22 protein-coding genes are annotated in these 25,720 nt (G+C 60.6%); 12 read left to right on the top strand and 10 right to left on the bottom strand.

What is annotated here, in order from left to right; all coding sequences use genetic code 11:
- The first annotated feature begins 251 nt into the window (after positions 1-251).
- The 3 genes from I6E56_RS04595 (at position 252) to galE (ending at position 3,897) form a co-directional block, all read left to right on the top strand.
- Positions 252-1,070 carry a glycosyltransferase gene (locus I6E56_RS04595; protein WP_197136332.1) on the top strand — a complete coding sequence of 273 codons (819 nt, stop codon included), beginning with the start codon at positions 252-254 and terminating at the stop codon, positions 1,068-1,070.
- A 114-nt stretch (positions 1,071-1,184) separates the two neighbouring features.
- On the top strand, positions 1,185-2,912 hold the full coding sequence (locus I6E56_RS04590; RefSeq protein WP_197136330.1) for a cell wall-binding repeat-containing protein: 1,728 nt from the start codon (positions 1,185-1,187) through the stop codon (positions 2,910-2,912).
- A gap of 16 nt (positions 2,913-2,928) precedes the next feature.
- Positions 2,929-3,897 carry a UDP-glucose 4-epimerase GalE gene (galE, locus tag I6E56_RS04585; protein WP_197136329.1) on the top strand — a complete coding sequence of 323 codons (969 nt, stop codon included), beginning with the start codon at positions 2,929-2,931 and terminating at the stop codon, positions 3,895-3,897.
- Between the two features lie 3 nt (positions 3,898-3,900).
- On the opposite strand, the gene I6E56_RS04580 is transcribed toward galE, so the two are convergent.
- Genes I6E56_RS04580 through I6E56_RS04570 form a run of 3 tightly spaced genes read right to left on the bottom strand, consistent with a single transcriptional unit; the run spans position 3,901 to position 7,718 of the window.
- A complete protein-coding gene (locus I6E56_RS04580) occupies positions 3,901-5,199 on the bottom strand; it encodes an O-antigen ligase (RefSeq protein WP_231606241.1) in 1,299 nt (432 codons plus the stop codon).
- Positions 5,196-6,524 carry an O-antigen ligase gene (locus I6E56_RS04575; protein WP_197136328.1) on the bottom strand — a complete coding sequence of 443 codons (1,329 nt, stop codon included), beginning with the start codon at positions 6,522-6,524 and terminating at the stop codon, positions 5,196-5,198. The genes I6E56_RS04580 and I6E56_RS04575 overlap by 4 nt, the downstream gene beginning before the upstream one ends.
- Positions 6,525-6,533: 9 nt before the next feature.
- Positions 6,534-7,718 carry an acyl-CoA dehydrogenase family protein gene (locus I6E56_RS04570; protein WP_197136327.1) on the bottom strand — a complete coding sequence of 395 codons (1,185 nt, stop codon included), beginning with the start codon at positions 7,716-7,718 and terminating at the stop codon, positions 6,534-6,536.
- A 108-nt stretch (positions 7,719-7,826) separates the two neighbouring features.
- On the opposite strand from I6E56_RS04570, the gene manA reads away from it, so the two are divergent.
- The 6 genes from manA (at position 7,827) to I6E56_RS04540 (ending at position 16,049) form a co-directional block, all read left to right on the top strand.
- Entirely contained in the window at positions 7,827-9,011 is a 1,185-nt protein-coding gene (manA, locus tag I6E56_RS04565) for a mannose-6-phosphate isomerase, class I (protein ID WP_197136326.1), read from the top strand.
- A 143-nt stretch (positions 9,012-9,154) separates the two neighbouring features.
- On the top strand, positions 9,155-10,144 hold the full coding sequence (locus tag I6E56_RS04560; protein ID WP_197136325.1) for a GDP-mannose 4,6-dehydratase: 990 nt from the start codon (positions 9,155-9,157) through the stop codon (positions 10,142-10,144).
- Positions 10,141-11,088 (top strand): GDP-mannose 4,6-dehydratase, encoded by a 948-nt coding sequence (locus I6E56_RS04555; RefSeq protein ID WP_197136324.1) that lies wholly within the window; start codon positions 10,141-10,143, stop codon positions 11,086-11,088. Before I6E56_RS04560 ends, I6E56_RS04555 begins: the two co-directional genes overlap by 4 nt.
- 140 nt (positions 11,089-11,228) lie before the next feature.
- Entirely contained in the window at positions 11,229-11,555 is a 327-nt protein-coding gene (locus tag I6E56_RS04550) for a WhiB family transcriptional regulator (protein WP_197107160.1), read from the top strand.
- A 103-nt stretch (positions 11,556-11,658) separates the two neighbouring features.
- Positions 11,659-14,469: a glycosyltransferase family 2 protein gene (locus I6E56_RS04545; protein ID WP_197136322.1), complete on the top strand. Its 2,811-nt coding sequence runs from the start codon at positions 11,659-11,661 to the stop codon at positions 14,467-14,469.
- On the top strand, positions 14,466-16,049 hold the full coding sequence (locus I6E56_RS04540; protein WP_197136320.1) for a DUF5719 family protein: 1,584 nt from the start codon (positions 14,466-14,468) through the stop codon (positions 16,047-16,049). Before I6E56_RS04545 ends, I6E56_RS04540 begins: the two co-directional genes overlap by 4 nt.
- Positions 16,050-16,088: 39 nt before the next feature.
- On the opposite strand, the gene I6E56_RS04535 is transcribed toward I6E56_RS04540, so the two are convergent.
- Entirely contained in the window at positions 16,089-16,532 is a 444-nt protein-coding gene (locus I6E56_RS04535; protein ID WP_197136317.1) for a metallopeptidase family protein, read from the bottom strand.
- Positions 16,533-16,595: 63 nt separating this feature from the next.
- Here I6E56_RS04535 and I6E56_RS04530 point away from each other — a divergent pair, with 63 nt between their 5' ends.
- Together I6E56_RS04530 and I6E56_RS04525 are read left to right on the top strand one after the other, a co-directional pair.
- Complete coding sequence (locus I6E56_RS04530; RefSeq protein WP_100388473.1) at positions 16,596-16,811, top strand: DUF3499 family protein; 216 nt, start codon at positions 16,596-16,598, stop codon at positions 16,809-16,811.
- Complete coding sequence (locus I6E56_RS04525; RefSeq protein WP_197136315.1) at positions 16,798-18,222, top strand: phosphomannomutase/phosphoglucomutase; 1,425 nt, start codon at positions 16,798-16,800, stop codon at positions 18,220-18,222. Before I6E56_RS04530 ends, I6E56_RS04525 begins: the two co-directional genes overlap by 14 nt.
- Positions 18,223-18,253: 31 nt before the next feature.
- Here the strand turns inward: I6E56_RS04525 and I6E56_RS04520 are convergent, their stop codons facing one another.
- On the bottom strand, positions 18,254-19,114 hold the full coding sequence (locus I6E56_RS04520) for an RDD family protein (protein ID WP_197136313.1): 861 nt from the start codon (positions 19,112-19,114) through the stop codon (positions 18,254-18,256).
- Positions 19,115-19,130: 16 nt separating this feature from the next.
- On the opposite strand from I6E56_RS04520, the gene I6E56_RS04515 reads away from it, so the two are divergent.
- Positions 19,131-20,126 (top strand): stage II sporulation protein M, encoded by a 996-nt coding sequence (locus I6E56_RS04515; protein WP_197138079.1) that lies wholly within the window; start codon positions 19,131-19,133, stop codon positions 20,124-20,126.
- A gap of 77 nt (positions 20,127-20,203) precedes the next feature.
- Here the strand turns inward: I6E56_RS04515 and I6E56_RS04510 are convergent, their stop codons facing one another.
- Genes I6E56_RS04510 through I6E56_RS04490 form a run of 5 tightly spaced genes read right to left on the bottom strand, consistent with a single transcriptional unit; the run spans position 20,204 to position 25,616 of the window.
- A complete protein-coding gene (locus tag I6E56_RS04510) occupies positions 20,204-21,496 on the bottom strand; it encodes a DUF58 domain-containing protein (protein WP_197136311.1) in 1,293 nt (430 codons plus the stop codon).
- A 2-nt stretch (positions 21,497-21,498) separates the two neighbouring features.
- Positions 21,499-22,455 (bottom strand): MoxR family ATPase, encoded by a 957-nt coding sequence (locus I6E56_RS04505; protein WP_197123743.1) that lies wholly within the window; start codon positions 22,453-22,455, stop codon positions 21,499-21,501.
- A 43-nt stretch (positions 22,456-22,498) separates the two neighbouring features.
- Positions 22,499-23,698 (bottom strand): DUF4350 domain-containing protein, encoded by a 1,200-nt coding sequence (locus tag I6E56_RS04500; protein WP_197136310.1) that lies wholly within the window; start codon positions 23,696-23,698, stop codon positions 22,499-22,501.
- On the bottom strand, positions 23,695-24,393 hold the full coding sequence (locus I6E56_RS04495) for a DUF4129 domain-containing protein (RefSeq protein ID WP_197136309.1): 699 nt from the start codon (positions 24,391-24,393) through the stop codon (positions 23,695-23,697). Before I6E56_RS04495 ends, I6E56_RS04500 begins: the two co-directional genes overlap by 4 nt.
- On the bottom strand, positions 24,390-25,616 hold the full coding sequence (locus I6E56_RS04490; RefSeq protein ID WP_307842764.1) for a hypothetical protein: 1,227 nt from the start codon (positions 25,614-25,616) through the stop codon (positions 24,390-24,392). Before I6E56_RS04490 ends, I6E56_RS04495 begins: the two co-directional genes overlap by 4 nt.
- Between the last annotated feature and the right edge of the window lie 104 nt (positions 25,617-25,720).

Here is a 25,720-nt window from a genome sequence, read left to right as displayed (position 1 = left end):
TTCCGCGAATGTGTTCCGTTCCGGTTACCCCGATTCGGCTCTTTGTCGGGCCCGCGAATTTCGCAGGCCAGGGTTTTCGTTTCGCTCGCGCTGCAGAGCTGCTGCCCTCCGTTGGCGCGGTAAACATGCAACGGGTGCTCCCCGGCGGCTATGGGTTTTCCGCTGATTTGTACGTGCCTCTTCGCGTGTACAGACATTCTCTGCGATGGCAACGAAGGCACTTTGAGCACATCTCACGCTCGTTTACTCACGTGATTATTGAGGCCGAGCTGCCGGTGTTCGGCGGCTACTTCGATGACGACGTAGTGAAGGAGGTTGCTGAACTGCGTGAACGCGGTGTGACGGTCGCCTTGCTTTCGCACGGTACGGACTTGCGGGGACCAGACCTGCACGCATCCCGTGATCCCGCATCGCCATTCAACGACACCGGACGCCCTGAGATCTCTCGGCTGCGCACCGTGACTACACGCAACAGGGCAGTGCTTGCGCGCGCAACGGCGCCAGTGTTCGTAACGACGCCGGATTTGCTCATGGATTGGCCAGCGGCTCAATGGATTCCGGTGGTAATCGATCCAGAGATCTGGCGAACGAGTGAACCAGTGCTGCAGCGGCCACGTCCGCGCGTTGTGCATGCCCCGACGAATCCCTGGATTAAAGGTTCCGAGTTGATCGAACCCATGTTGCGGCGCCTTCACGACGGTGGCGTTATTGAATATCAGCAGCTCCGCGACATTCCGGCTGATCAGATGCCAGCGATTTATCATGGGGCCGATATCGTGCTTGAGCAGTTCAGAATTGGCACCTATTCGGTGACGGCGGTTGAGGCTCTCGCCGCTGGTCGAATTGTTATTGCTCATCTTCTGGAAGACGTTCGCGACCACGTCGAGAAAACAGTGGGGCGTGAGGTTCCCATCGTGGAAGCCACAATAGAGAGCCTTGAAGCGACTCTTCTGGAGATCTGTGCTGATCGCGAAAAGTACATAAAACGCGCGGCTCTGGGGCCGGGATTCGTGAACGAGGTGCACGATGGGCGTCGATCAGCGGATGTCCTTCGAGCGTTCCTTAGATAGCGCATCTTTGCTGCGAAGCATGGTGCCACGCGCTGTGTCACTCAAAGTGGGTCTTCACATTCTCACCATTAGACATATCCTGTAACAACGCGTGTTTGCTTGGGGGATTGCATAATGCACATTTTTTTGACTGTCCGGGGTGGTTTTTACCGCGTCTCGGCGATGGTTGCGGCAATAGCTGTTCTAGCTACTGGTGTCGTGGTCTCGGGCCCGACGCTCTCCGCGTCCGCCATTAGCGGCAGCGATTTCGACCCGGGAAACATCATCAGCGACGAGCAGTTTTACGACGGCTCCGCGATGACTGAAAGCGAGATTCAGGCATTCTTGAACGCCAATTCTGGTGCGCTCAAGACGCTGCGACAAGACGTCGAGACGCGAGCTAAAGAAACCTCGCAGACCACAGGCAATTTGATTTGTGAAGAGATCAAGGGCGGCAGCAACCTGCTGGCCTCGACAATCATTTATCGGGCACAGGTCGCGTGCGGCATCAGCGCGAAAGTGATTTTGGTGACTTTGCAAAAAGAGCAAGGGCTGATCACCAATTCCAACCCCAGCTCGTGGAACATCAACAACGCTCTTGGCTACGGATGCCCAGACGACACTGGTTGCTCCGAAGAAGCACAAGGCTTCGGCTTTCAGGTATTCACGGGAACACGTCAGTTCAAGGCATACAAGGCCGCTAACTTCGCCAAACAGCCCGGCACCTTCAGCATTGCGTACTACCCAGGTAGCAACACCTGCGGCAGCAAAACAGTAAAGATTTCCAACTACGCCACCGCGGCCCTCTACAACTACACGCCGTACGTACCCAACGCAGCGGCGCTAGCCAATCTTGGCGGCGTTGGCGATAAGTGTTCCTCCTACGGAAACCGCAACTTCTGGTACTACTACTACTCGTGGTTCGGTAATCCCACCGACGTCACTCCTGATGTTTCCGTTTCGCGAGTGAGTGGAGGCGACCGTTTCGTTGTCTCGGCGGCCCTCTCCGCGAAGGCGTACCCCGACTCCGGTATCGACCGCGTTTACGTTGCAACCGGGATGGACTTTCCCGACGCCTTGAGCGCGGCAGCTGCTGCGGCGTTTTATGGGGGTCCGCTGCTCTTGGTCACATCATCTGCTATCCCCGCTAGTACCAGCGCTGAGCTCAAACGGCTGAAGCCGAAAGAGATCGTCGTTGTTGGCGGAACGGGAGCCATCTCGAAGTCGATCTACAACAGCCTGGCCGGCTATACGTCGAAGATCTCGCGGATTTCGGGCGGCGACCGCTATGAGTCTTCGCGCTTGATTGCAGAATCAGCCTTCCCCGCGGGCACAACGACCTCGGCCTACATTGCCACGGGCACCACGTTCGCTGACGCACTGTCTGCGAGTTCCGCGGCGGCGGCGGCGGGTAGCCCCGTGATCCTCGTTCCTGGTAATGCCTCGAAGCTTGACTCAGCCACTAAATCGCTCCTCACCAAGCTGGGGATCACCAGCGTGACAATTGCTGGAGGCTCAGTAGCAGTCAGCAGCGGGATCGAGTCGCAGCTCAAGTCGCAGCTCGGATCATCGAAGGTGGTGCGAATGGGCGGAAGTGACCGATTCGCTGTATCGGCTGCAATTAATAATGCAGCGTTCGATGATGCCCATACGGTCTATCTGGCATCCGGGTACAACTTTCCTGACGCTCTCTCCGGCGCAGCCGTTGCTGGTGCGCAGTCGGTTCCGCTCTACATCGTGCAAACGTCCTGTGTTCCGAAGGCGATACTTCAAGACATCGAGGATCTCGGGGCGAGCAAAGTGGTGCTTCTCGGAGGCACGAGTGCGTTGACGAGTAAGGTCGCCAAACTCACCACCTGCTAACTCTTAGACTGGATTCATGCGCGTTCTCGTTACCGGCGGAGCCGGCTATATCGGTGCCCACACTGTCCGACTGCTCGTTGATCGCGGAGACGAGGTTGTTGTTCTCGACAACCTCGGATCAGGACAACCTGATCGAATCCGAGACGTGGCGCTAGTGAAGCTTGATCTGGCGGCCGCACCGGTGAGCGAGATTGAAGCTGCGCTCAGCGACAACGCGATCGATGCAGTCATCCATTTTGCTGCTCACAAGCAAGTGGGGGAGTCTGTGGCAAAGCCTGCGCTCTACTACGCCGACAACGTTGGCGCTGTAGCCAAGTTGCTCATGGCGATGGAAAACGCGGGTGTCGACAAGCTCGTGTTTTCGTCGTCTGCGGCCGTGTATGGCAATGCATCAGGGGCAATCTCTGAGACTGCCCCCGCGCTGCCCATTAGCCCGTACGGTGCCACCAAGTTGGTTGGTGAGCAGATCATTACAGCCGCGGCCGTGGCGTGGCCGTTGAGGGCCGCCAGCTTGCGCTACTTCAATGTCGCAGGAGCGGGTAGCGCCGATCTCGCAGACACGGTGGCTTTCAACTTGATTCCGATTTGCCTCGACCTGATCGCTGACCATCAGCCTCCCGTTATTTTCGGTGACGACTATGACACTGCCGATGGCACGTGCGTGCGCGACTACGTGCATGTCGTCGACGTCGCTGAAGCGCACTTGGCTGTCTTGGATGCCCTTCCGCACGACCCGGGAAACACCATCCTGAATGTCGGAACCGGAGTAGGCACGAGCGTTCGTGAGATCGTTGATGCCCTTATCAAGGTTTCTGGAACAGACTTGATAGCTGAGGTGCATCCTCGTCGTGCAGGCGATCCAGCCGCGATCGTCGGTGGCGTGAGTGCGATCAAGGAATTCACCGGTTGGTCTGCCCGCTTCGGAGTCGAGGACATTGTGAACTCGGCGTGGGAAGCTCGACAGTCTGTGCCTGAACCCCGATAGACCCTAAATGCCGGGCGAGACACTCGAGTCGAGTGCGCGGCGCCAACTGAGTTCTCGCGACGCTTTGACACAGCACACGACGAACGTGACCCAGCCGAAGTCTGTCAAGATCGAGCTCTCTGCGAGTGCGCCGATAGCCAGCGCTAGCAGCACGAGAGCTGGCCAGGCGAAGACGATGCTGCGCCGGCGGGAGGCCAAAAGCCACGAGCGAGTGAAAGCCAAGCCGAGCAAGCCGACAAAAATGAGGAAGCCGACGACGCCGAGTTGGAACCACACATCGAGGTACGCGTTGTGTGCGGAGTCGGGTACGCGGGAATCAAAGGATCCGAACGCGAGATACGGGGCAACAGTGGCATCCCACGGGCCTATCCACCCCCACCCTTCAAGCCGATAATTATCCTCTAGCGTCCACAACTGACGCCACACGCCCACTCGATAGGCGAGCTCATCGCTCGCATCGAACCACGCCACGATCGCTGTTCGAGATAGCCAACTCACGATGAGGGTGGCTGTGGTGAATGCCATCAGAAGTATCTGCCAATAGCGTCGGCGCCCGGACGGCACCCGGCGCAGAGCGGCAAGCGCGCCAGTGGCGGCGGCAATGATGAGCCCAGCCCCAAGAGCGAGCGGAGACTGCGAGAGCAGGAGCACGAGCGCCGCTGTGATGAGTGAACCGATCGCGAGATTACGTTCGACGGATCGTGTTGCGTATTCAATCGCGAACGTGATGAACGCGATGAGGGCAATCATGCCGAGATGATTCCGAGTGCCGAAAATGCCTTGAATTGGCTCCGCTGTTCCCAAATTGCCTTGGATCAGAAGCGCATCTATCGAGGAATCGAATATGAGGCCAGTAAGAATCTCAAAAACTAGAGAGACCACGAGAGCTGCCCTCAGCACATCGCCAAAAGCCCGCACGATTTGGATTGTGTCGCGCACCAAGGCGATATAGATGCCCATAATCGTGAGCATCAGCAAGTAGAGCGCACTCGCTACGCTCTCCGCACGGTACTGCGACCACGCTACGGAGAGCCAGACCCAGCCCGTGAAAAGGATGAGTGAAATCGGCACCAGGGCGCGCCAGCCAATATCTTTCCACTGCGCCCATGCCGACAGCGAGACAAGCACGACGAGCAGCATCAGGGCGGCGAGAAAGCCAGCAGTGCCTAAAACGGTTCGCAGAAAGAATGCCGCTACCGTGGTGCCGATGACAACAGTGCTGAGAGCTGCGGACGTTCGAGGCGACGACAGGATCACCGCACCGACATTCGTTGCGGCGTTCAGGGCGGAGCGAGAAATCATTGACGGACTCCTGCCCAGTCGGGGCGTTTCGCCTTCACCGCAATAATGACGAGTAAGTACAAGCCATACTCCCCAAGCAAGCGGCTTTCGGGGATCGATTGCACGGACAGGGCGATCATGACGAGTACGGGAGCGACCGAGCCGACGGTAAAAGCCAGTCGTTCACCGGCAGCGCGCTGGGGCCGGTCGGTGGCGAGTGACCACGTGCGAATCAGCGTCGTCAGTACTAGCGCGCCGAAGAAGGCGACGCCCACAACTCCGAGCTGGAGCCAAATATCAAGCCAGGCATCGTGTGCCTGCACTTGCACAACGCCGTTGCGCTGCGCGAGACCGGCGAACGGCTCTGCCCAGGGCATCCAGACGCTGACCCACCCCCAGCCGAAGCCTGCTCGTTGTTGCGCAAGCTCGCTCACGCTCTGCCAAATTTCGGCTCGTCCGGTGAGATCTTCGCTCTTGCTGAGCAACGCAAAAAGGGTTTCACGGAACATCAGTGCCGCCGCGATGGCAGCTGCGGTGAGTGCAACAAAAGTGACCTGAGCTACCGCACCAGCTCGAGGTGTGCTGCGCGTACGGATAATGAGGATCGCGGCGGCCGTGACGATCACAGCAACCAGTGCGAGCGTGACAGTTGCCGACCTCGCCAAGAACAGCGTGAGGCCAGCCAGCGCGAGCCACGTGATCGATGTGAAACGTTTCGTGGTGCCTTGAGCCCATTGGATCGCGAACGCAATTAGTGCGAGAAGCGCGAGAAAGCCTAAGTGGTTGGCGTTGCCAACGATGCCTTGAATTCGTCCGCCATCAAGGGCATCAAACAGCACATTGCGTGACCAGAGCAACATGATGGGCAGAGGACCATCCGGGTTCACGGTGAGTTCTGGTTGCGGCGCGAGTGGAGCAACGGGGTGGCGAATGATGGTGGCCACGATCAGTTCAAAAGCGATCGATAACCCGAGAAGAATACGAAGTGCTCGTGCCGCGGCATCGAGCACTTCTTGCCACGAAAAGCTGGTTGCAACGGCAAGTGCGCCGATCACCGTCAGCCACGTATTCATCAAGCCCAGTGCGGTGGCGCCGGGATAAAAAGACCAGATGAGGGACAATGTCGCCAGCGCCATGAACGCGATGAGCGGGTAGGGCAGGCCGCCGATGCTCCACTGCCGACGGTTGGCAATGAGAATGTACAGCGACACTGCGCCAAGCGCCACGGCTAGGGTGACAAAAACACCCCAGCCGAAAGAGTAGCGCCACGCGTCGCCGCCCAAAATGACTAGTAGCGACGCGCTAAGAAACCACGCCCGCGCCCGGGGGCTCGCTAAAAGTCGCATGTCGCAACATTAGACGAATGCTGCCTTACCTGTGATGGCGCGACCCACGATCAGAGTGTTCATTTCGCGGGTTCCTTCGTACGAGTAGATGGCTTCAGCATCGGCGAAGTGACGCATTACTCCGTAGTCGAGAACGATTCCGTTGCCACCGAGCACCTCGCGGCACCATGCGACGGTCTCACGCATCCGACTTGCTGTGTATTCCTTGGCAAGCGCTGCGTGTTCATCTTTCTGGGTGCCCTCGTCGAGCATCTCGGACACGCGAGTGACCATGCCGATGGAGGCGGTGATGTTTCCGAGGCTCTTAGCCAGGTGTTCTTGAACGAGCTGGTGGCTGCTGATGGGCTTGCCGAACTGGATGCGCTCTCCGGTGTACTTGACGGCAGCTTCATAGGCTCCGATGGAGTTTCCGACCGCGGCCCATGCCACTTCGGCGCGGGTGAGTCGCAGCACTGCTGCGGTGTCGCGGAACGATGTGGACTTCTGCAGTCGGTTGCTCTCCGGCACAATGACGTCTTCGAGCACGATGTCGGCATTCTGCACAATGCGCAGTGCTTGCTTGTTCTCGATGCGGGTAGCAGAGTAGCCGGGAGTGCTCGTGGGAACGATGAAGCCCTTGACCTGGTTGTCGGCTTCGTCGCGTGCCCAGATGATGGTGACGTCGCTGATGGAGCCGTTGCCGATCCAGCGCTTGGCGCCGTTGATGATCCAGTTGTCGCCTTCGCGCTTGGCGACGGTCTGCAGGCCTTGGGCGGTGTCAGAACCCGAGAGGGGCTCGGTCAAGCCAAAAGCGCCGAGCAGTTCGCCTGAAGCAAACTTGGGCAGCCACTCGTCGCGCTGTTCTTGCGAACCAGCAACGCCAATTGATCCCATGACGAGACCGTTTTGCATGCCGACGAGGGTGGCGGCGCTGGCGTCGACACGAGCGAGCTCTAGCGCCACCCAGCCACGGAAGACGGCTGAGTTGGGGAACTGCTGGGTTTCGGCCCAGGGAAGTCCGAAGAGTCCGAGGTCGGCGAGTCCCTTGACGACAACGTCGCGGTCGAAGAACTCCGCTTTAGCCCACAGGTCGTTGGCAATCGGGCGCACCTCTTTATCGAGAAATGCGCGCAGCTTCAGGATGGTGTCTTTTTCCTGATCGGTCAGCGCATTCTCGTAGCCGTAGAAGTCGCTGCTGAGGGTCTCAAATGACATAGTCTTCGCTCCATTGCTTATCGAAATCACTGCGATCCTAAAGCGTGAGTACGCGTCGTTTCTAGACGGTTGGTACTTTGGGCTAAGGCTTCGAGAAGAGTGGACTGAATGTTTGTAGGCATCACTAATACGCCTCGCGACTACGCGTGGGGCTCCGCTGGCGAAATCTCTGCGCTCTTAGGAACGGAGCCGACGGGAAAGCCCGAGGCAGAGCTCTGGCTCGGAGCGCATCCGGGAAGCCCGAGCGTCATCCTCGATCCAACTCTGTCTGATGGCGCAGTCGACCTGAACGAGTGGATTCAGCGCGACGCCGCCCACGTGCTCGGCGAGGGAGTCGAGCAGCTTCCCTTCCTGCTCAAGGTGCTCGCCGCTGGCACGCCGCTCTCGCTGCAGGCTCATCCCACCCCCGAGCAGGCGGCTGAAGGCTTCGCGCGCGAAAACGCGGCAGGCATCCCGTTGACTGCTGCACACCGCAACTACAAAGACGCGTCGGCCAAGCCAGAACTCATAGTCGCCGTGAGCGACACCTTTGAGGCGCTGTGTGGGTTCCGCTCCATGGCAGACACCCGAGCATCCATCGAACGCCTTGCTGAATTGGATGCCGCAACCGCAGCCCCCACGCCGATCCTGTTTGCGCAGTGGTTGGCTTTCGCTCGCGCTGATTCCGATCTGCGTGCAATGTTCGAGTGGCTCATTTCTGCCGCGGAGCCGGTGCCGGAGCTCGTCCGTCGCGTTACGGCGCTCGCCGAAGACGACAAGGCCAGCGAGGAGTTTGCACTCGTGCGCACTCTTGCGGGGTACTACGCCGGCGATCCGGGCGTACTGATCGCGCTCATGCTGAACCATGTGACTCTCACGAAAGGTGAGGCGCTGTTCTTGCCCGCTGGCAACATCCATGCCTATCTGCGCGGTCTGGGAATCGAGCTGATGGCATCGTCTGACAACGTCTTGCGTGGTGGACTCACGCCGAAGCATGTTGACGTTCCTGAATTGTTGAGCGTTCTGGATTTCTCGGCGAGCCCGGTGCCATATTTGGAGCCAGAGCCGGTTGGTGCCACCGCTCGGGCGTTCAGGCCGCCCGTGCGTGATTTTCAGTTGATTGAAGTGACTGAGGCCGCGAGCCTCGAGCTGCATAGCGCGGCCATCCTGCTGTGCGCTGCCGGGCAATTTGTCGTTGAGGGCAGTGATCACTCAGCATCGCTTTCCCGTGGTGAAGCGATTTTCGTGTCGGGCGATGAGAGAACCCTCACGGTGAGTGGCGACGGTCAGCTGTTCGTGGCGGCAACGCAATAGTGTTGCTGTCTGCACTGCACGACCAAGCATCGCCGTAGGCATCTGCTGCCACTGCGCGACAATTGAAGTTCAAGTAGCGTTACTTCGGCCGACGTGTTGGCTCGGAACCTAGGCAGAGCCGACCGCAAGCAAGAGAGATCACCATGAAGCGCGCATTCATTACCGGAATCACGGGCCAAGACGGGCTGTACCTTGCTGAGCTGCTGCTCTCGAAGGGCTACAAAGTTTTTGGTCTCATGCGGGGCCAGAACAACCCGAAACGTGAATTGCTTGAGCGAGTGATCCCCGATGTGGAAATTCTCACGGGAGACCTCACTGACCTGTCGAGCCTCATGCGCGCCATGAGCGTTGCCAAGCCGGACGAGTTCTACAACCTCGGAGCGATTTCCTTCGTCGCCTACTCGTGGGAAAACGCGCACCTTACGAGCGAGGTCACCGGCATGGGCGTGCTCAACGCGCTCGAAGCCGTGAGACTGCACACTGCTGCTACCGGCCAAGAAGTTCGGTTTTACCAGGCATCCAGCTCCGAGATGTTTGGCAAAGTGCAGACCGTTCCGCAAGACGAAGACACCCTGCTCTGGCCGCGCTCACCCTATGGTGTCGCCAAGGTATACGGCCACTACATGACTATCAACTATCGCGAGTCCTATGGCATGCACGCTTCGTCTGGCGTGCTGTTCAACCATGAATCCCCGCGCCGCGGCCCCGAGTTTGTTACCCGCAAGGTCACTCGTGCCGTTGCCCGCATCTCGCTCGGGCTCCAAGACACTCTCACCCTCGGCAACATCGATGCTCAGCGCGACTGGGGCTTCGCCGGCGACTATGTCGAAGCAATGTGGCTGATGCTGCAGCAGGATGAGGCAGACGACTACGTCATCTCCACGGGGGAGACCCAGAGCATCCGCGTGCTTCTCGATTTCGCTTTCGCCGCGGTAGGAATTGACGACTGGACCAACTACGTCACCTTCGACGAGCGCTTCATGCGGCCCGCCGAGGTCGACCTGCTGGTGGGCAACTCGGCGAAGGCGAAAGAAAAACTCGGCTGGCAGCCGCGCGTCAAATTCCCCGAACTCGTCACGATGATGGTCGAAGCAGACCTCGCAGAACAGAAAGCGCTCGCTGGCCTGCAATGACCCGTGCACTGATCACCGGAGTCACCGGCCAAGATGGTTCCTATCTAGCAGAGCTGCTGCTCGCTCAAGGCTACGAAGTGCACGGTGTGACCCGTGACGTAGGAGAACTCGTGACGCCGGGAGTCGTTGCCCACGAGCTTGATCTGGCCGCGGATAGTGCAATCGGCGAACTCATTGATGAACTGCAGCCGAACGAGATTTACAACTTGGCGGCGCTGAGCTCCGTATACCAGTCGTGGCAGAATCCGAACCTCACCGCGCGGCTCAACGGTGCGGTTGTGGCAGAAATGCTGGCAGCGGTCAAGACGATCCACGATCGTGGCGACACCGAGATTCGCTTTGTGCAGGCATCAAGCGCAGAGATCTTCGGTGTGCCCGCTGAGTCGCCTCAGAATGAGAGCACGGCTGTGCGCCCCACGAGCCCCTACGGCGCAGCTAAGGCGTACGCCCACGGCCTTGTAGGGGCGTATCGCGCGGCGGGCGTTGCTGCGTCGTCCGTAATTTTGTACAACCACGAGTCGCCACGTCGGCCCGAAACGTTTGTGACGCGCAAGATCACCGCGGCAGCGGCACGAATTTCGCGCGGGCTGCAAGAAACCCTTGAGCTTGGAAATTTGGATGCCCGCCGTGATTGGGGCTGGGCGCCTGACTACGCTGACGCGCTGGTGCGAACAGCACAGCATCCACACGCCGATGATTTCGTTATCGCGACGGGAGTTTCTCATTCAGTGCGTGATTTCGTGGCTGCGGCCTTTGAACGTGCTGGCGTCGATGACTGGTCTGAGCGTCTGCGAGTATCCGATTCTTTGCTGCGTACAGGGGATGCTGCCCTACAACTGGGGGATGCGAGCAAGGCTCAGCGGATCCTAGGTTGGACTCCACAGGTTGAGTTTGATGAAATTGTGGCGGCGATGGTCGACCACGATCTCGCTTTGCTGAGTTAATTTAAGTCACGGCGCGCCATAACCCTTAACTCGTAGTCGAGGCAATTATGATCTGCGACTTGACTCTCGGGAACTACACCGGTGTAATTATGTAACGCGATTTGATGCAAAGCATTAAAAGCGGAGGGGAGAAAGACCAGATGGGCAACAGCGGATACCGCGCGGGAGTTCCCGACGACTGGTTTGTCGACCCAGTACGACTCGGGGTTCCTGGAGTTCGTCAACCTCTCGCTGATGAAGACGGCAATGCGTTGTCATGGCAGACCGACTCGCTCTGTGCACAAACTGACCCTGAAGCGTTCTTCCCTGAAAAGGGCGGGTCCACTCGCGACGCAAAGAAGATTTGTTCGTCGTGCGAAGTTCGCAGTCAGTGCCTCGAATACGCTCTCGAGAACGATGAGCGTTTTGGTATCTGGGGCGGACTTTCCGAGCGCGAACGTCGTAAGCTGCGCAAGCGCGCAAGCTAAGCGACGGCTGAGCGCCTAACCCCGAATTGGGGCGATTCTCAGTCTCGGGGGTCTGCAGCGAGTCGGGTGCAGAAGTGCGCTAGCGGCGCATAGTCTCAAACAAATGCAGCCGAGAGTCACCGCAGTACTTGTCGCCCGTAATGGTGCGAAGTATCTGCCACGAACCCTTGCCGCGATCGCGGCTCAAACTCGGCGACCCGATTCGGTGATCGTCGTTGACGCCGAGTCGAGCGACGAGTCTCTCGCTCTGATGGCAGATTCTGCTCCGGCACAAATTTCCGATGCGCACGGCCACCGGACTTTTGGTGGTGCGATCGGCGCTGCTCTTTACACCGCAGCGCCCCAATCCACCGAAAATGAATGGTTGTGGCTGCTGGCGCACGATAATGCTCCAGACCCGAACGCGCTACGTGCCTTGCTCGGAGCGGTCGAAATCGCTCCGTCGGTGGCCATTGCTGGCCCTAAGTTGGTGCGGTGGGATGATCCGTCTGTTATTTCCAACTTCGGCGAAACGCTGACGCCCCTCGGGCGATCGGTTGGCCTCGTCAACGACGAGCTCGATCAGGCTCAGCACGATGTCCAGACCGACGCCATGGCGGTGGCCGGGGCAGGCATGCTCGTTCGCCGTCAAGTCTGGACAGCGCTCGGCGGGTTCGACTCGAAACTGACATCTGTGGATGCCGCACTCGACTTTTGTATTCGTGCTCGGTTGGCTGGCCACCGCGTCGTTGCTGTGGCGGACGCTCGTGTCGCGAGCGCTGGCGGACCCGAGTTGTTCGGCAAGCGTTCAATTTCTGCGGCAGCTCACAACCGGGTGCAACGGTTTGCGCAGCTGCATCGTCGGCTGGTTTATGCGCCGGCTCTCGCTGTGCCGTTGCACTGGCTCACTCTTTTGCCTCTCGCGATCCTTCGATCGCTCGGCCATCTCATCGCGAAACGCCCCACGGCAATCGCGGGCGAATTTGCTGCAGCGTTTGCTTCGATCTTTGATGGTGGCGTTGTTGCCGCTCGCCGGAACCTCAGGCGAAACAAGGCCGTGGGGTTCGCGGCTGTAGACCCGCTGCGGATGACGTGGGCAGAGTTGCGCGAGATGCGCGCCCATGAGCGTCACGGCAACGCTCCCGATGCGGCGTTTGAAATCGTACGGCCCAAGTTCTTCGGAAACGGCGGAGCTTGGGTGGTGCTCTTGGCTGGCATTCTGGGCATGGTCAGTTTTTCGCGTTTTGTGGATGCGAGTGCCCTCACCGGTGGCGGATTGTTGCCGCTGTCGACAACGGTGTCTGAGCTCTGGGCTCACGTGGGCTATGGCTGGAACGATCTCGCTCAGCAGGTGGTAGCGGCTGATCCGTTTGCCGCTGTCCTCGCCGTCATGGGGTCGTTGACGTTCTGGAATCCGTCATTCAGCATCGTGCTGCTGTATTTATTCGCGCTTCCCTTAGCGGCGTTGGCCGCGTGGTTGTGTGCGGCGTCGATGTCGGAACGCACCTGGGCGCCAACGCTCGCGGCGGTGGCGTGGACAGTTGCTCCGAGTTTCTTGATTTCTCTCGGTGAAGGACAATTGGGCGCTGTTATTGCCCACATTGCGCTGCCGTGGTTGATGCTTACGGCATTGCGTGCTGCTCACAACTGGGCAATGGCGGCACTCGCCGCTCTGCTCTTCGCGGTGATCACGGCTTCGGCGCCCAGCTTGATTCCCGCACTGGTGATCGGACTCGTGGCGTGGATCGTGCTGCGTCCGAAGTCGACACATCGACTGCTCTGGATCGTGATTCCGGCCGCTGCACTATTCGCACCGCTCGTGATCCAACAATGGAGTCGCGGCGCTCTCCTCGCCGTCTTCGCTGACCCTGGACTTCCCATAGCCCGCGTTGCCTCGAGCGGGTGGCAACTGGCTATCGGCAGCGTCGTTCCTGGAACGAATGGATGGAGCACCCTGCTCGCCACGCTCGGACTCAACGACCGTTATGGCCCGCTCCTCGTCGCGCTTCTGCTCGCACCGTTCGCTGCGCTCGCGCTCATGAGCCTGTTTGTGCCTGGCACCCGTCGTGCTGTTCCTGCGCTTGGGCTCGCTTTGTTGGGTTTCGCTACCGCGGTTGCGGCAACGCATCTGACGGTGAGCGCTTCTGGCGAATCTGGGGTTGTCGTCTGGGCGGGCGCGGGTCTCAGCCTCTACTGGCTCGGTCTCTGTGGCGCCGTGATCGTTGCGATCGACAGTCTTGGCCGCAATGCCGCGCTTCCCGCTCTCGTCGCTCTCGTCGGCCTCGTCGGCGTTGCTGCGGCTCCGCTTTGGTCACTCGCGTCCAGTGAGGTCCCGGTCACGACCAGCAATGGGCGCCTATTGCCGGCGTTCGTGTCTGCGGAGTCCACTCAACGAGATGGCTTAGGGACTCTCCAACTTACTGTGACGTCAGATTCCACAATCTCGGTAGATCTGCATCGCGGACGAGGCTCGGGCCTCGACGAGCAATCGACTCTCGCCGCCACGAGCACTGAACTCTCTGACGCCGAACTCGTGAACGCGACACTAGCCGGCAACATTTCATCACGCAGTGGCTATGCGATTGCGAACGAACTGAATGACTTGCAGGTCGCGTTCATTGTGCTCACCCCGGCCACTGATTCCGACACCGCCGAGACACGTCAGCGCATCATTGAGGCGCTAGACGGCAACAGCCTGTTGAACCCGATCGGTGACACGGCGCAGGGCTACCTGTGGCACTACCCCGATCTGCGCGAAGCCGACATTCCGGTCGGAGCCGGCAACACGGAGACCGGCTGGGGGCAGAGTGTGCTGGCAGGCCAGGCCGTTGTGTTCGGCCTTACCCTGCTGCTCGCCATTCCGACCACTCGCCGCCGTCGGCTCAAAGCAGCCAAAGCGGAAAGTGCCGTCACCGTAATTGAGGCGAACCAATGACCGACAACGACCTCACCCCTGACGAAGCCGCAGCGCTTCCCGATCAGCCAACCGGTGAAGAATTCGACGACGATCACGAACTCACGGGAGCCCCGGAACCGGAGTCAAGCACAAAACGCCCCATCTCGGCCAAAGCCGCTGCTGCAGTGGGGGGCCGAGTGGTTGTCGGCGTCGTCGGCATCGCAATCGCGGCCGCAGCAGTGCTGGGGTCGACCTTTGTCGAGCTCCCCAGCTACACAGCTTCGCCGCCGAGCGAGGTCGTGGTTCCAGTTCCTACAGCGCAGCAGTTGACGTGCCCCGGACCTCTCCTGAGGCTTTCTGACGATTCCGGTGCTGCGGCATCCAGCGTGTTTACTCTGGGGCAAGCCAGCACTCGCTTCTCGTCGAGCACGGGAGCAGTCGAACAGTCGAGCATCACCGCATCGGATGCCGAATCAGGAGAAGCCGTCGCCGAACCGTTGGTGCTGAGCGCTGCGCCCGATTCGCAATCTCCCGACTCGCTCGTGCGATTGAGCGGCGCCCAATCGCAATCCGTAGACATCGGTGACTATGTAGGTTTCGCGGCCGCCGGGTGCCGTGCAGTCGGCGGCGATAGCTGGCTTGTGGGGGGATCAACCACGACCGGTCGCACAACACTCATTTCTTTGACTAACCCCACCGAAGTCGCCTCGACGGTCACGCTCGACATCTTCGACGAGCGCGGCGCTGTCTCAGCGGCAGGAACCACCGGGATCGTGGTGCCGCCGAACGGGCAGCGCGTGCTGTCACTAGCCGGGTTTGCCCCCGGAGTTTCTTCGCCAGTCGTTCACGTTACGAGCAGCGGCGGTCAAATCACCGCAGAACTCCAGCAATCGATCGTGCGGGGGCTTGATGCCGGCGGCGTTGAGATTGTGGGCGCGAGCCAACCGGCGTCTCGTTCCGTTGTCATCCCGAGCATGGTTGTCACCAGTCTTGAGGCAATCCAAGCGCTTCGGGGCACGGCGAGCGAGACCGATGACGTCATCACGGCGATTCGCGTATTCGTGCCGGGTGACGAGCCAACGAGCATCACGACAACGTTGACGCCCACAGACACCGAAGACGACACCATCACCTTCACGCTCGACCTGAGCGCCGGAGTCGTCACCGATATTCCGATCGAAGAACTCGCGACGGGCGCCTACACGGTTCAGATCGAGTCTGGTGAGCCCATCGTCGCCGCTGCGCGCACGACCTCCGCGGTTCTTGACTCAGACGACGAGATTTCGGCGACCGACTTTGCCTGGTTCACTTCAAGTCCTGCTCTGGGCGGCGAGACTCAGTTCACTGTTGCTCCCGGCCTAGAAGCAACGGTCAACGTGACCAATGCTGGTGAGACTGCCGTCGACGTTGCTCTCACCGCCGATGCTGGCTTCGATGAGGAATACACGATCGAGCCAGGGGCTACCGTGCGCGTGCCAGTATCGAGCGGACGCACGTTCACCCTCAACCAGAGTGGTCCTGTCTACCTGAGCGTCACGCAGGAAGAGGATGGCTTCATAGCGGCGTACTCGATTGACCCGCTGACGCCCGGTTCATCGCCGTTGACCGTCTTTCCCTAACCGCGAGCAGTTTCGAAATCTCGAGACGCTAGCTAACCGCTAGAAGTTGCGGAATCGCTCCGGCGCGAGTTCCCACGGCTCTTTGCCGATGTATTCGGCGACCGCCTGAAAGACGCAACTTTCGATGAGCATCCGCTTATGGAGTTCGTCATCGCGGTGCAGTCTGGCCATGCGTTCGATGGGCAAGCGGTAGAGAATGATGCGCTTCTCATCAGGGAGAGCGGTCCAGCGCACGATCTTGCTGCCTTCTGGACTGCTGCCGGGCATGAGCCCGAGCTCGAACCGGGCGCTAGCGAGCTCCTCTGGCCACATCTCTTTCGAATACTGGGCGGCAGACGCGACCGTGAGCTCGAAGTTTCCGTTGCGACTACTCAATAGCGGAAGATGCGGACCAGTGACAGCAGAGCGGATGCCGCGACCGTGACGGTCGCGCCAGTTGCCCCGCACAGAGCGCGTCGTCGCTCGTTTCGATGATCTAGCCACGTGCTCATTGTACGGCCGTCAGTTGCCCATCTGTGGGCGCACAGTCGTAGGCTAGGGCTCACAATGAATCAGCGCCCGTGCAGCAAGGTCGCCTGCAACTCCGAAGCAGTCGCCACCCTCACCTATGTCTATGCCGACTCGATGGCAGTTTTGGGGCCGCTGAGCTACAGCGCAGAACCACACACCTACGATTTGTGCGCCCGCCATGCTGAACGACTATCCGTGCCTCAGGGATGGCAGGTCGTTCGCCATGTAGTTTTGGGGCATGAGCAAAGCTAACCCCATCGATCTTGCCCCGTTTATCAAGGCGTACGACGTTCGTGGCCTTGTCGGCTCACAACTCACAGACGAGGTCGTTGAAGCACTCGGTGCAGCTTTCGCCGATGAAGTGGATGCCGCTGGCCACGAAATCATCGTCGGTCATGACATGCGCGACTCGTCTCCCGCTTTCGCCGCCGCGTTCTCGGCGGGTGCTCGCACTCGCGGTGCCAATGTCGTTCTCATCGGACTCTGTTCGACAGACGAAACGTATTTCGCCTCCGGTTCGCTAGATGCTCCGGCCGCCATGTTTACCGCGAGCCATAATCCTGCGACGTACAACGGCATCAAGTTCAGCCGTGCGGGTGCACAGGGAATCAGCTTTGCCACCGGCTTGAAGTCGATTCGTGACCGCGCGCAGCGCTACCTTTCCACCGGCATCGAGGCAGTTTCGGCTGTCGGTTCCCAGCGGGAGCTCGATGTGCTCGGTGAGTACGCTGGCTACTTGCGTGAACTCGTCGATCTGAGCAGCATCCGTCCCATTCGGGTCGTTGTAGATGCCGGTAACGGCATGGGAGGTTTGACGGTCCCTGCTGTGCTCTCTACGGCTGCCGGATTGCCGGCGTTGCCCATCGAGATCATCCCTATGTACTTCGAGCTCGACGGCACATTTCCCAACCACGAAGCCAACCCGCTCGATCCTGCCAACATCGTCGATCTGCAAAAGGCAGTGCTCGAACACGGTGCTGATGTCGGGCTCGCTTTCGACGGTGACGCCGATCGCTGCTTCGTGATCGACGAGCGCGGAAACCCGATGAGCCCGAGCGCCGTTGCTGCCGTCGTGGCCCTGCGCGAGATCCAACGAGTGCGGGCGTCGCAGCCGGAGGGTGACATTCACGTCATTCATAACCTGATCACCTCGCGCATCGTGGCAGAAACAATCGTGGCCGCTGGTGCGATCCCGGTGCGCACGAAGGTCGGCCATTCGCTTATCAAAGATCAGATGGCGGCGACGGGGGCGATTTTCGGCGGCGAACATTCCGCCCACTATTACTTCCGCGATTTTTGGGGAGCAGACAATGGGATGCTCGCCGCAATGCACATGTTGGCCGAGTTCGGCTCCCAACCGGAGCCCCTCTCGGTGCTCGCCGATCGCTATTCGCCCTATGCGGCCAGCGGCGAGATCAATTCGGTGGTGGACGACGTCGTGGCGGCTACCGCTCGCGTCCGTGCGGCGTTTGAGGGAGAGGCCGAGTTCGACGAGCTCGATGGCCTCACCGTCACGGGGTCGACAGGGGAAGGCGAACCATTCTGGTGGTTCAACGTGCGCCCGTCGAATACTGAACCCTTGCTGCGACTCAATGCTGAAGCCGGAGACCAGCCGACGCTTGAGACGATTCGCGATCGAGTACTCGCGCTGATTCGCGCCTAGCCCGCGTTCGGAGAAGTTGCTCGCGAGCCGCTTAGTCGCGGTCGCTCGGAAAGCCGCGTGGAACGCTCGTCAGTGCGGGCGAGAGCGCCGCTAGCCGCGCCTTCTCGTTGGTGAGGGCGACTGTTTCGCGCTCTCGACGTAGGGCGCTCACAGCGCTGAGCAGCATTTCGGGCTCCACTGCCGGCAACGGAGAAACATAGGCGGATGCCTCGTGTGCGAGGTTCAGAGCGTGCTGGTGGCGCGTCATCGGCGTATAGCCAGGGGCGGCAACAAGGAAGTGTGAGATGCGCCGTGCCAGAGCATCCGGCATCTTGGCAACATCGGCGGTGCGAGCCCAGTCAGCGAGTTGGCCAGGCAGCTGCACAACCGGGTTCGAGAACTTCGACACTCGCTCGTACTGAGCGTAGGTGCCAGCAACGAGGTCGCCGAGACGCTGTGCTCGAGTGTTGAGCAACGCCACGATTGCCGCTAAGCCACCCGCGGTCATGAATATCTCGAGCACGCCGATGAGAGCTCGGATGAAAGCATGCCGAAAGCCGATCGCGCCGCCATCGTTGCGAACGATGCGGGCTCCGATCGCAAGCTTGCCGAGGGACTTACCGCGGCTGAGGGTTTCGACGGTTGTCGGTATGACGACGAGGCAGATGACGGTCGCACTGACGGTGAGAGCTGTGCCGATTGCTTGGTCGAGACCGGCTGCATTCGCGAACGCGAATGCGCCGATCAGGAGACCGATGAGGGCGGCGGCGTAGACAAGAAAATCGATCATGGTGCCGGCAGCACGCAAGACGAAACTGGTCGAACGCAGTTCCAACGCAACTGCTTCACCCGTGATCAGCTCATCGGGTTCGTCACCATACGCAAATGTGTTGGTTGTTTGTGGGCTCGGCATGACATCATTTAAGCAGATGGATCTCGACTCATACTCAGCCGCGCACCGCGAAGAATGGGATCGCCTTGCCGATTTGGGTAAGCAACGACGACTTTCCGGCACCGATGTCGACGAATTGATTGATCTTTATCAGTCGGGCGCCACGCAATTGTCGGCGATGAAGACGAGCACGGGCCAGTCAGCGCAAGCAGATCGGCTTTCGCTCACCCTCAGCCGGGCTCGCCTGCGCTTCACTGGCGCGTCGGCAAACCTGCTTAGCCAACTCCCGCAATTCTTTGTTGTCCAACTCCCTGCGGCGCTCTACCGAGTGCGGTGGATGTCGCTCATCCTCGCTGCCGCGACCTTCTTTGTCGGATTCCTCTTCGCGTGGTGGGCAATTTCGAACCCGCAAGTTCTTGCCAACTTCGGCACGCAGGCAGAGCGTGAAGCCCTCGCGCAAGACGATTTCGTCGGTTACTACTCTGAATACTCGGGTGGATCGTTCACTGGCTTCGTCTGGACCAACAACGCGTGGATTGCCGCACAATCTGTCGCGTTCGGAATCATCGGCCTCTACGTTCCCTACCTGCTGTTCAATACTGCCCAGCAACTGGGATTCACCGCGGCGATCATGAACGAGTTCGACAGACTCGACGTGTTCTTTCTCTACATCGCCCCGCACGGCCAGCTTGAGCTCTACGCCATTTTCGTGGCTGGAGCCACAGGAATGATGATCTTTTGGTCGTGGGTTTCCCCTGGGCCGCGCACGCGGGCTCAGTCGCTCGCGCACGCCGGTCGCTCACTCTTCACTATCGTCGTCGGGCTCATCCTTGCCCTGCTGGTTTCCGGAGTGATCGAGGGCTACGTCACTCGCCAAGACTGGCCATGGCCTATCAAAATTGGAATCGGTACCGTCGCGCTCGCCGGGTTCTTGGCGTACCAGTGGATTCTCGGTGGGCGCAGTGCTCGCGCCGGCAACACGGGAGACCTCAGCGAGTTCGACGCGGGGGCTACCCACATCGTCGCCAATTAGCCGTTCGCTTGCCGATCGCAGCAACGGTGGGCTCGTCGCGAACCTCTCTTGCGACTAGCTACCGCTGCTGACCGCCTTTACAGCTTTCCTGCGGCCTTGAGCGCGATGTAATGGTCGGCGAGAGCCAGCGGCAGTTCACTGGGGCGTCTCGAGACTACGGATGCTCCGAGCTGGTTGATCGCGGCGGCAACTCGTGACTGATCGAGGAGAGCGCGTTCGGCGGCCCCGGCCAGATAAACGGCGTCGCGCGTTGAACGATCGAGCGTGGCATCCACAATGGAAGGATCGGTGACGGATGCCACTACGACAGTGTGTTTTGCGGTCAGCTGGGGGAGCATCGCGAGCAGCCCGAGGCTGGCGCCGGGCGATTCAGCTGTGGTGGCAAGCACGACGAGCGCGCGTTGGGTGGTGGCCTGGCGAACGAGGCCGGGCACGGAGTCCCAGTCCATTTCGATGAGTTCCGGCTGCACCGGCGCCATGCTGTTGACCATTTTGGAGAGCAGATCAGGGCCGCTTGCGCCTTGCACGCGGGCGCGAACGCGGCGGTCGTAGATCATGAAGTCGACGTGATCGCCGGCACTCGAAGCGAGGGCGGCGAGCAGCAACGCTGATTCGAACGCGGTATCGATGCGGGGCTCGTCTTCGATTCGTGCGGCTGAGGTGCGGCCGCTGTCGACGACGATGACCACGCGGCGATCCCGTTCTGGCCGCCACGTGCGCACCACGAGTTCAGAGCGACGAGCGGTGGCACGCCAGTCGATGGAGCGCACATCGTCGCCGCGAACGTAGTCGCGCAGGCTATCGAATTCGGTGCCTTGGCCGCGAATCATGACGCTCGTGGCGCCGTCGAGCTCCCGCAGTCGAGCGAGCCGTGATGGCAAGTGCTTGCGAGAGTTGAACGGCGGTAGAACGGTGAAGGTACTCGGCACGCTCACCGTAGTTTGACGCGCAATCAGTCGCAGCGGGCCGTACGACCGCACCGTGACGTGCACGGCTTCGCGGGTTCCTCGCCGCACGGGCGTGAGCACGGTGCTGAGTTCGCGACGTTCGCGCGACGGCACCGTCAGAGGTACCCGGTTGGTGTGAGCGCCAGCGGATGGTTGCCAGCCATCGCGCACGACGGCACGCAGTCGACGGCGGGTCGGGTTTGTGACGCGCAGCGTTGAGCTCGTGGTCTCGCCGAGGCGCACCCGGTCGGGAGCGGTGCGATCGAAGCGCAGCGAGCGCACCGACACCGCCAGCAGCAGGTCGATGGCTCCGACGACGATGACGAAAATCAGCCACAGCGTGAGCACAAAGGGCTCGCCAGTCAGGACGATCGGCACAATGCCGAGCGCCAATAATGCGACGAACCATCCAGAAAGCGCCATCGTTAGATCGGAACCTGCACTTGCTGCACGATCGATCGCAAAATCACGTCAGACGAAACGCCTTCAAGCTCGGCTTCCGGGCGGAGCTGGATGCGGTGGCGAAGCACCGGCAACACCATGCTCTGGATGTGGTCGGGCGTGATCGCGTCAGCGCCGGTGAGCCACGCCCAGGCCTTGGCAGCCGAGATGAGCGCGATCGCGCCACGAGGGCTGACTCCGAGCTTCACGGACGGGCTCTGACGAGTGGCGCGAGCGAGGTCGACGGCGTAGGCAATCACGTCGGGGCTTGCGCCGACCTTTGCTACGGCATCCTGAGCGGCGGCGAGCATGGTCGCATCGAGCACGGGGGTCACGCCGGCGGCGGCGAGATCGCGCGGGTTGAAGCCGGCAGCGTGGCGCGTGAGCACTTCGATTTCAGTGTCGCGTTCCGGTAGATCGAGCACGAGCTTCAGTAGGAAGCGGTCGAGCTGCGCTTCAGGCAGTGTGTAGGTGCCTTCGTATTCGATGGGGTTCATCGTGGCGGCAACCATAAACGGCACCGGCAGCTTCAGCGACTGGCCATCGACAGAAACCTGACGTTCTTCCATCGCTTCAAGCAACGATGACTGAGTCTTCGGTGGTGTGCGGTTGATCTCATCCGCGAGCAGAATGTTGGTGAAGACGGGGCCTTCGCGAAACTCGAACTCGCCAGCCTTGGCGTCGTAGACGAGCGAACCGGTGACATCACCCGGCATGAGGTCAGGCGTGAACTGCACGCGCTTGGTGTCAAGCTGCAGCGCACGGCTGAGGGTGCGCACGAGAAGGGTCTTGGCAACGCCGGGAACACCTTCGAGCAGCACGTGGCCGCCCGTGAGCAGTGCAATGGTGAGGCCAGTAACAGCCGCATCCTGACCGACGACGGCCTTGCCTACTTCGGTGCGGAGTTGAGTGAATGCGTGCCGCAGTTGCTCGTCAGTCATATCTCGATTCTTCTCTATCTCTGGCTCGGTGGGGCTGAGGTTGTTAGGCGGGGCGGATGACAGCGTGAACTCGATCTTCGAGAGCAAGCAATTCATCGGAAAGGGTGATGAGTTCATGGTCGGAGGTCGGCTCGCGATCGATGAGCAACTGTCTCAACGGCTCAATCGGCTGACCAACAAGAGGTGATACTCGGTTGATGACATCGTCGACGGATGCCGTACTCGGCATGCCGCACAGTACGGCGAGACGGCGAATGGTGCCGATGCGCAGCGAATCGAGGGTGTGGAGCCGGGCCGTGGAGCGCTCATACAGCCGCGCCCGCCCCTGCATCGTCTCGCTTGAGCGCACAGTCACGGGCAGTTTTTCGATCACGAGCGGACCGAATCTGCGCCCACGCCAGAGTGCGCCAGCCAGAAGTGTCAGCATCGTGAGCCAGACACCGGGCAAGACCCACCCGGGGGCGAGTTCAGCGGGCGTCTTGGCATCACCGGAGTTGGCGAGGTCGAGGAAGCTTGGCGTGTACCACACGAGTGTTTCGTGCTCGCCGAGGAGCCGCAGAGCGAAGGCCGCGTTGTCGGCTGCCGTGATGTCGCCGTTGCTGAGCGCATCCGTGGCGCCAAGAATCCGAAGTTCAGTATCGCCACGGTCGAGCACGATCAGCCCGTAGCCATCGTCGTCGTTTCCGTAGCAGGCCGTGATGTCGGCGCTCGGTTCGATCACGCGATAGTTGCTCGGGCCGGCGGTTATATCGGGGGCCTGCGCGACGAGAGGTGCTGAACAGGATGCCGAAACAGCATCCGAATTTTGGCCGGCGTGGGCGACTTCTGGTGCCACCCGCAGAATTTCGGGGAGGGTGGGATCGGCGAAGACGACGGTCGCCGCGAGTCCCGCTGCGCTGGCTACTTGGTCCTCGGTGAGATAGGCCTCGAAATTGGAGAAGAACAGCGTGCTGTCGTTGGAGGTATCAAGTGCTGCGCGAGTGTCATCGAGGGTCTCAGTGACCACAACGTCGACGCCGTGACCGCGGAGTACTTCAGCGAGTGCCAGCGTTCCCGATGCATACGGGCTCGTTGGGTCGAGGGCTGGGCCTTCGACCGCGGTGCCGGCGAGATTGAGGCTCGCGAGAGCAACGACAAGCACGACAATCGCCGCCGCAACCCAGAACAGCGAGCGCTTGGCGGTGGTGCCGAGGCGCGGCGTAAGCACAGTCGTTTCTGCAGCTGTTTCTGTTGTCTCGCTCACAGGGCGGCCTCGGCAAGATCCGGTTTGGCCGCACGTACGCGTGCTTCCAGCGTGCGCAGTTCCTCGTACTGTTCTCGCGTTGCGGGTTTGCGCATGTAGCGCACGAGGTCGAAAACGTCGGCACTGTGGCCAAGCTCGCGGGCGAGCTCGGGCAGCGCGCGGCTAGCGCGGGTGGCGAAGCCGTGCCCGGTGGTGCCGGGCGTCATGCTCACGAGAGTGCGTTCCGAGAGCCCGCGGGCGATCGAGCGGAACATGTCAGCGATCGCTTCAGCAAAGTCTTCGTGCGCAGCCGCTTGCTCTGCTGATGCCCGCAATTGGGCCGCCGTGCGGTAGTCGGCCTCGCCGAATATGCCCTCCTCGTGGCGGCTCTTGCGGTTGAGGCGGGGCAGCCCGTAGACCACGATGGCGGCGATGATGGCGATCGCCACCACTGCCAGCAGCACGATCAACACGATGGTTGGGATGCCCGTTCCTTCGCCAATGGTGAGGCTGGCGAGCCAGTCGCTAAATGCCTTCGATATCTGATCGAAGAGAGTGGGTCGCGCTGCTTGATAGGGAGCCTTTGAAAGTTCCTCGATGAGCCAATTCGTGGCTTGCTCTGAGTCGGGATCAACCGGAACCTCGCCAGAAACCGCGCGCGCCCAGCTAGATGACAGCAGGGCGGGCACGGCGACCGTGAGCGTGGTGAGCGTCATGAAGCCGTGTAAGGCGAAGCTTCGGGGGTGCGTCGAGGAGAGCTGTTGAGGGTGAGGTACGGGTCGGGGACTGAGAAGTCACCAGCGTTGCGGGCCTCGACGAAGCGCGAGAGTTCGAGGTCGAAACCTTCTTTTCGCATGCGCATGTCGATGTACAGCAACGCGGGAGCGGCCGATTGAATCACTATTGTGACGGCGCTGATCACGACGGAAACGATGATCGTCACGATGTAAAGCGCAACGAACGCGATGGCACCAGCATCTTCGTCGCCGGTTGGATTGAGGAGGGCAACGCCGAGACCGCCAATGAAGCTCAGCGGGGCGGTAACCACACTCGACACCGTGTTCACGATGACCATGATGAGCAGCAAGATGCCGAAGGTGCGCCAAAAGCTTCCCTTGACCAGCGACCACGAGCGACGAATAGCTTGGCCGAGCGGCAATCGTTCGATCATGAGCGCGCTAGGTACGAAAGCGAAAAAGGTGCCGAGCCAGGCTGCGAGAAATACGCCACCAAGAATCCCGACCAGCATCACGAGAACCCCGATGACAATGCCGGCGGTTTCGCCCCACATGAACAGCAGCACGGCAGCTCCGGCGATGATGGAAATACCAACAACAACGGCAACGGTGACGAGACCCGACCAGCCGATGAGAGCCCAGATGCGTCCTTTCGCGGCTGCCCACAATCCGCGCAGGCGCAGTCGTTCGCCGACAGCACCTCGTGCTACCTCGAGCGAGACGATTCCCTGAAGAAGTGCGCCACCAATCAGGGAGAGCACGACGGCAAAGAGCGCCGACAAAATTGTTCCGGCGGCGGCGCCAGCTTCGATGGCAGCGGCATCCGCGTCGCTCGCGCTAAGCGTGCGTTCGACTCCAGCAAAGGTCACGATGCCCACGAGCGCGAGCGACGCGACCATGACAATGCTCATGATCGCTAGAGCGAGTCCAAATGTAGGCCGAGGGTTGCGGCGCAGCACCATGAGTGATGCCGAAAGAATCGTGCCGAGTCCCATGGGGCTGAGGGGGATCAGCCCGGGCTTGGGTGGTGGAGTCCACGAGGGCGCTGGAACCCCGTACTGCGGTGCTCCGGGAGCGCCGCCGGAGGCCGAAGGCGTCGTGCCGGGCACGTAGGCCGAGGATGGCGCTGGGGGAGCAAGAGGCAGCGAACCGCCAACAGGATTACTGCTATCTGGCGATTGCCACGGACTGTTATCGCTCACGTCTCACCCTCGAATGTTGAACTTCATCTATTCAATCTCACTCATGTTTTCACACTCGACTACTCTTGTGCGAAAGCTTCTCACTCAGTTCGCCCGAGAGCTAG

The sequence above is a fragment of the Salinibacterium sp. NK8237 genome (assembly GCF_015864955.1).
Taxonomy (GTDB): Bacteria; Actinomycetota; Actinomycetes; order Actinomycetales; family Microbacteriaceae; genus Rhodoglobus.
This window is presented reverse-complemented; position numbering and strand designations above follow the sequence as displayed.

Excerpts from the sequence above, each read along its gene's own strand:
- I6E56_RS04555 (WP_197136324.1), top strand. The coding sequence starts at position 10,141 with ATGACCCGTGCACTGATCACCGGAGTCACCGGCCAAGATGGTTCCTAT.
- I6E56_RS04550 (WP_197107160.1), top strand. The coding sequence starts at position 11,229 with ATGGGCAACAGCGGATACCGCGCGGGAGTTCCCGACGACTGGTTTGTC.
- I6E56_RS04560 (WP_197136325.1), top strand. The coding sequence starts at position 9,155 with ATGAAGCGCGCATTCATTACCGGAATCACGGGCCAAGACGGGCTGTAC.
- I6E56_RS04575 (WP_197136328.1), bottom strand. The coding sequence starts at position 6,524 with ATGCGACTTTTAGCGAGCCCCCGGGCGCGGGCGTGGTTTCTTAGCGCG.
- I6E56_RS04520 (WP_197136313.1), bottom strand. The coding sequence starts at position 19,114 with ATGCCGAGCCCACAAACAACCAACACATTTGCGTATGGTGACGAACCC.
- I6E56_RS04505 (WP_197123743.1), bottom strand. The coding sequence starts at position 22,455 with ATGACTGACGAGCAACTGCGGCACGCATTCACTCAACTCCGCACCGAA.
- I6E56_RS04545 (WP_197136322.1), top strand. The coding sequence starts at position 11,659 with ATGCAGCCGAGAGTCACCGCAGTACTTGTCGCCCGTAATGGTGCGAAG.
- I6E56_RS04590 (WP_197136330.1), top strand. The coding sequence starts at position 1,185 with ATGCACATTTTTTTGACTGTCCGGGGTGGTTTTTACCGCGTCTCGGCG.
- I6E56_RS04580 (WP_231606241.1), bottom strand. The coding sequence starts at position 5,199 with ATGATTTCTCGCTCCGCCCTGAACGCCGCAACGAATGTCGGTGCGGTG.
- I6E56_RS04525 (WP_197136315.1), top strand. The coding sequence starts at position 16,798 with ATGAGCAAAGCTAACCCCATCGATCTTGCCCCGTTTATCAAGGCGTAC.
- I6E56_RS04510 (WP_197136311.1), bottom strand. The coding sequence starts at position 21,496 with ATGGCGCTTTCTGGATGGTTCGTCGCATTATTGGCGCTCGGCATTGTG.
- galE (WP_197136329.1), top strand. The coding sequence starts at position 2,929 with ATGCGCGTTCTCGTTACCGGCGGAGCCGGCTATATCGGTGCCCACACT.
- I6E56_RS04495 (WP_197136309.1), bottom strand. The coding sequence starts at position 24,393 with ATGACGCTCACCACGCTCACGGTCGCCGTGCCCGCCCTGCTGTCATCT.
- manA (WP_197136326.1), top strand. The coding sequence starts at position 7,827 with ATGTTTGTAGGCATCACTAATACGCCTCGCGACTACGCGTGGGGCTCC.
- I6E56_RS04570 (WP_197136327.1), bottom strand. The coding sequence starts at position 7,718 with ATGTCATTTGAGACCCTCAGCAGCGACTTCTACGGCTACGAGAATGCG.
- I6E56_RS04515 (WP_197138079.1), top strand. The coding sequence starts at position 19,131 with ATGGATCTCGACTCATACTCAGCCGCGCACCGCGAAGAATGGGATCGC.
- I6E56_RS04530 (WP_100388473.1), top strand. The coding sequence starts at position 16,596 with ATGAATCAGCGCCCGTGCAGCAAGGTCGCCTGCAACTCCGAAGCAGTC.
- I6E56_RS04540 (WP_197136320.1), top strand. The coding sequence starts at position 14,466 with ATGACCGACAACGACCTCACCCCTGACGAAGCCGCAGCGCTTCCCGAT.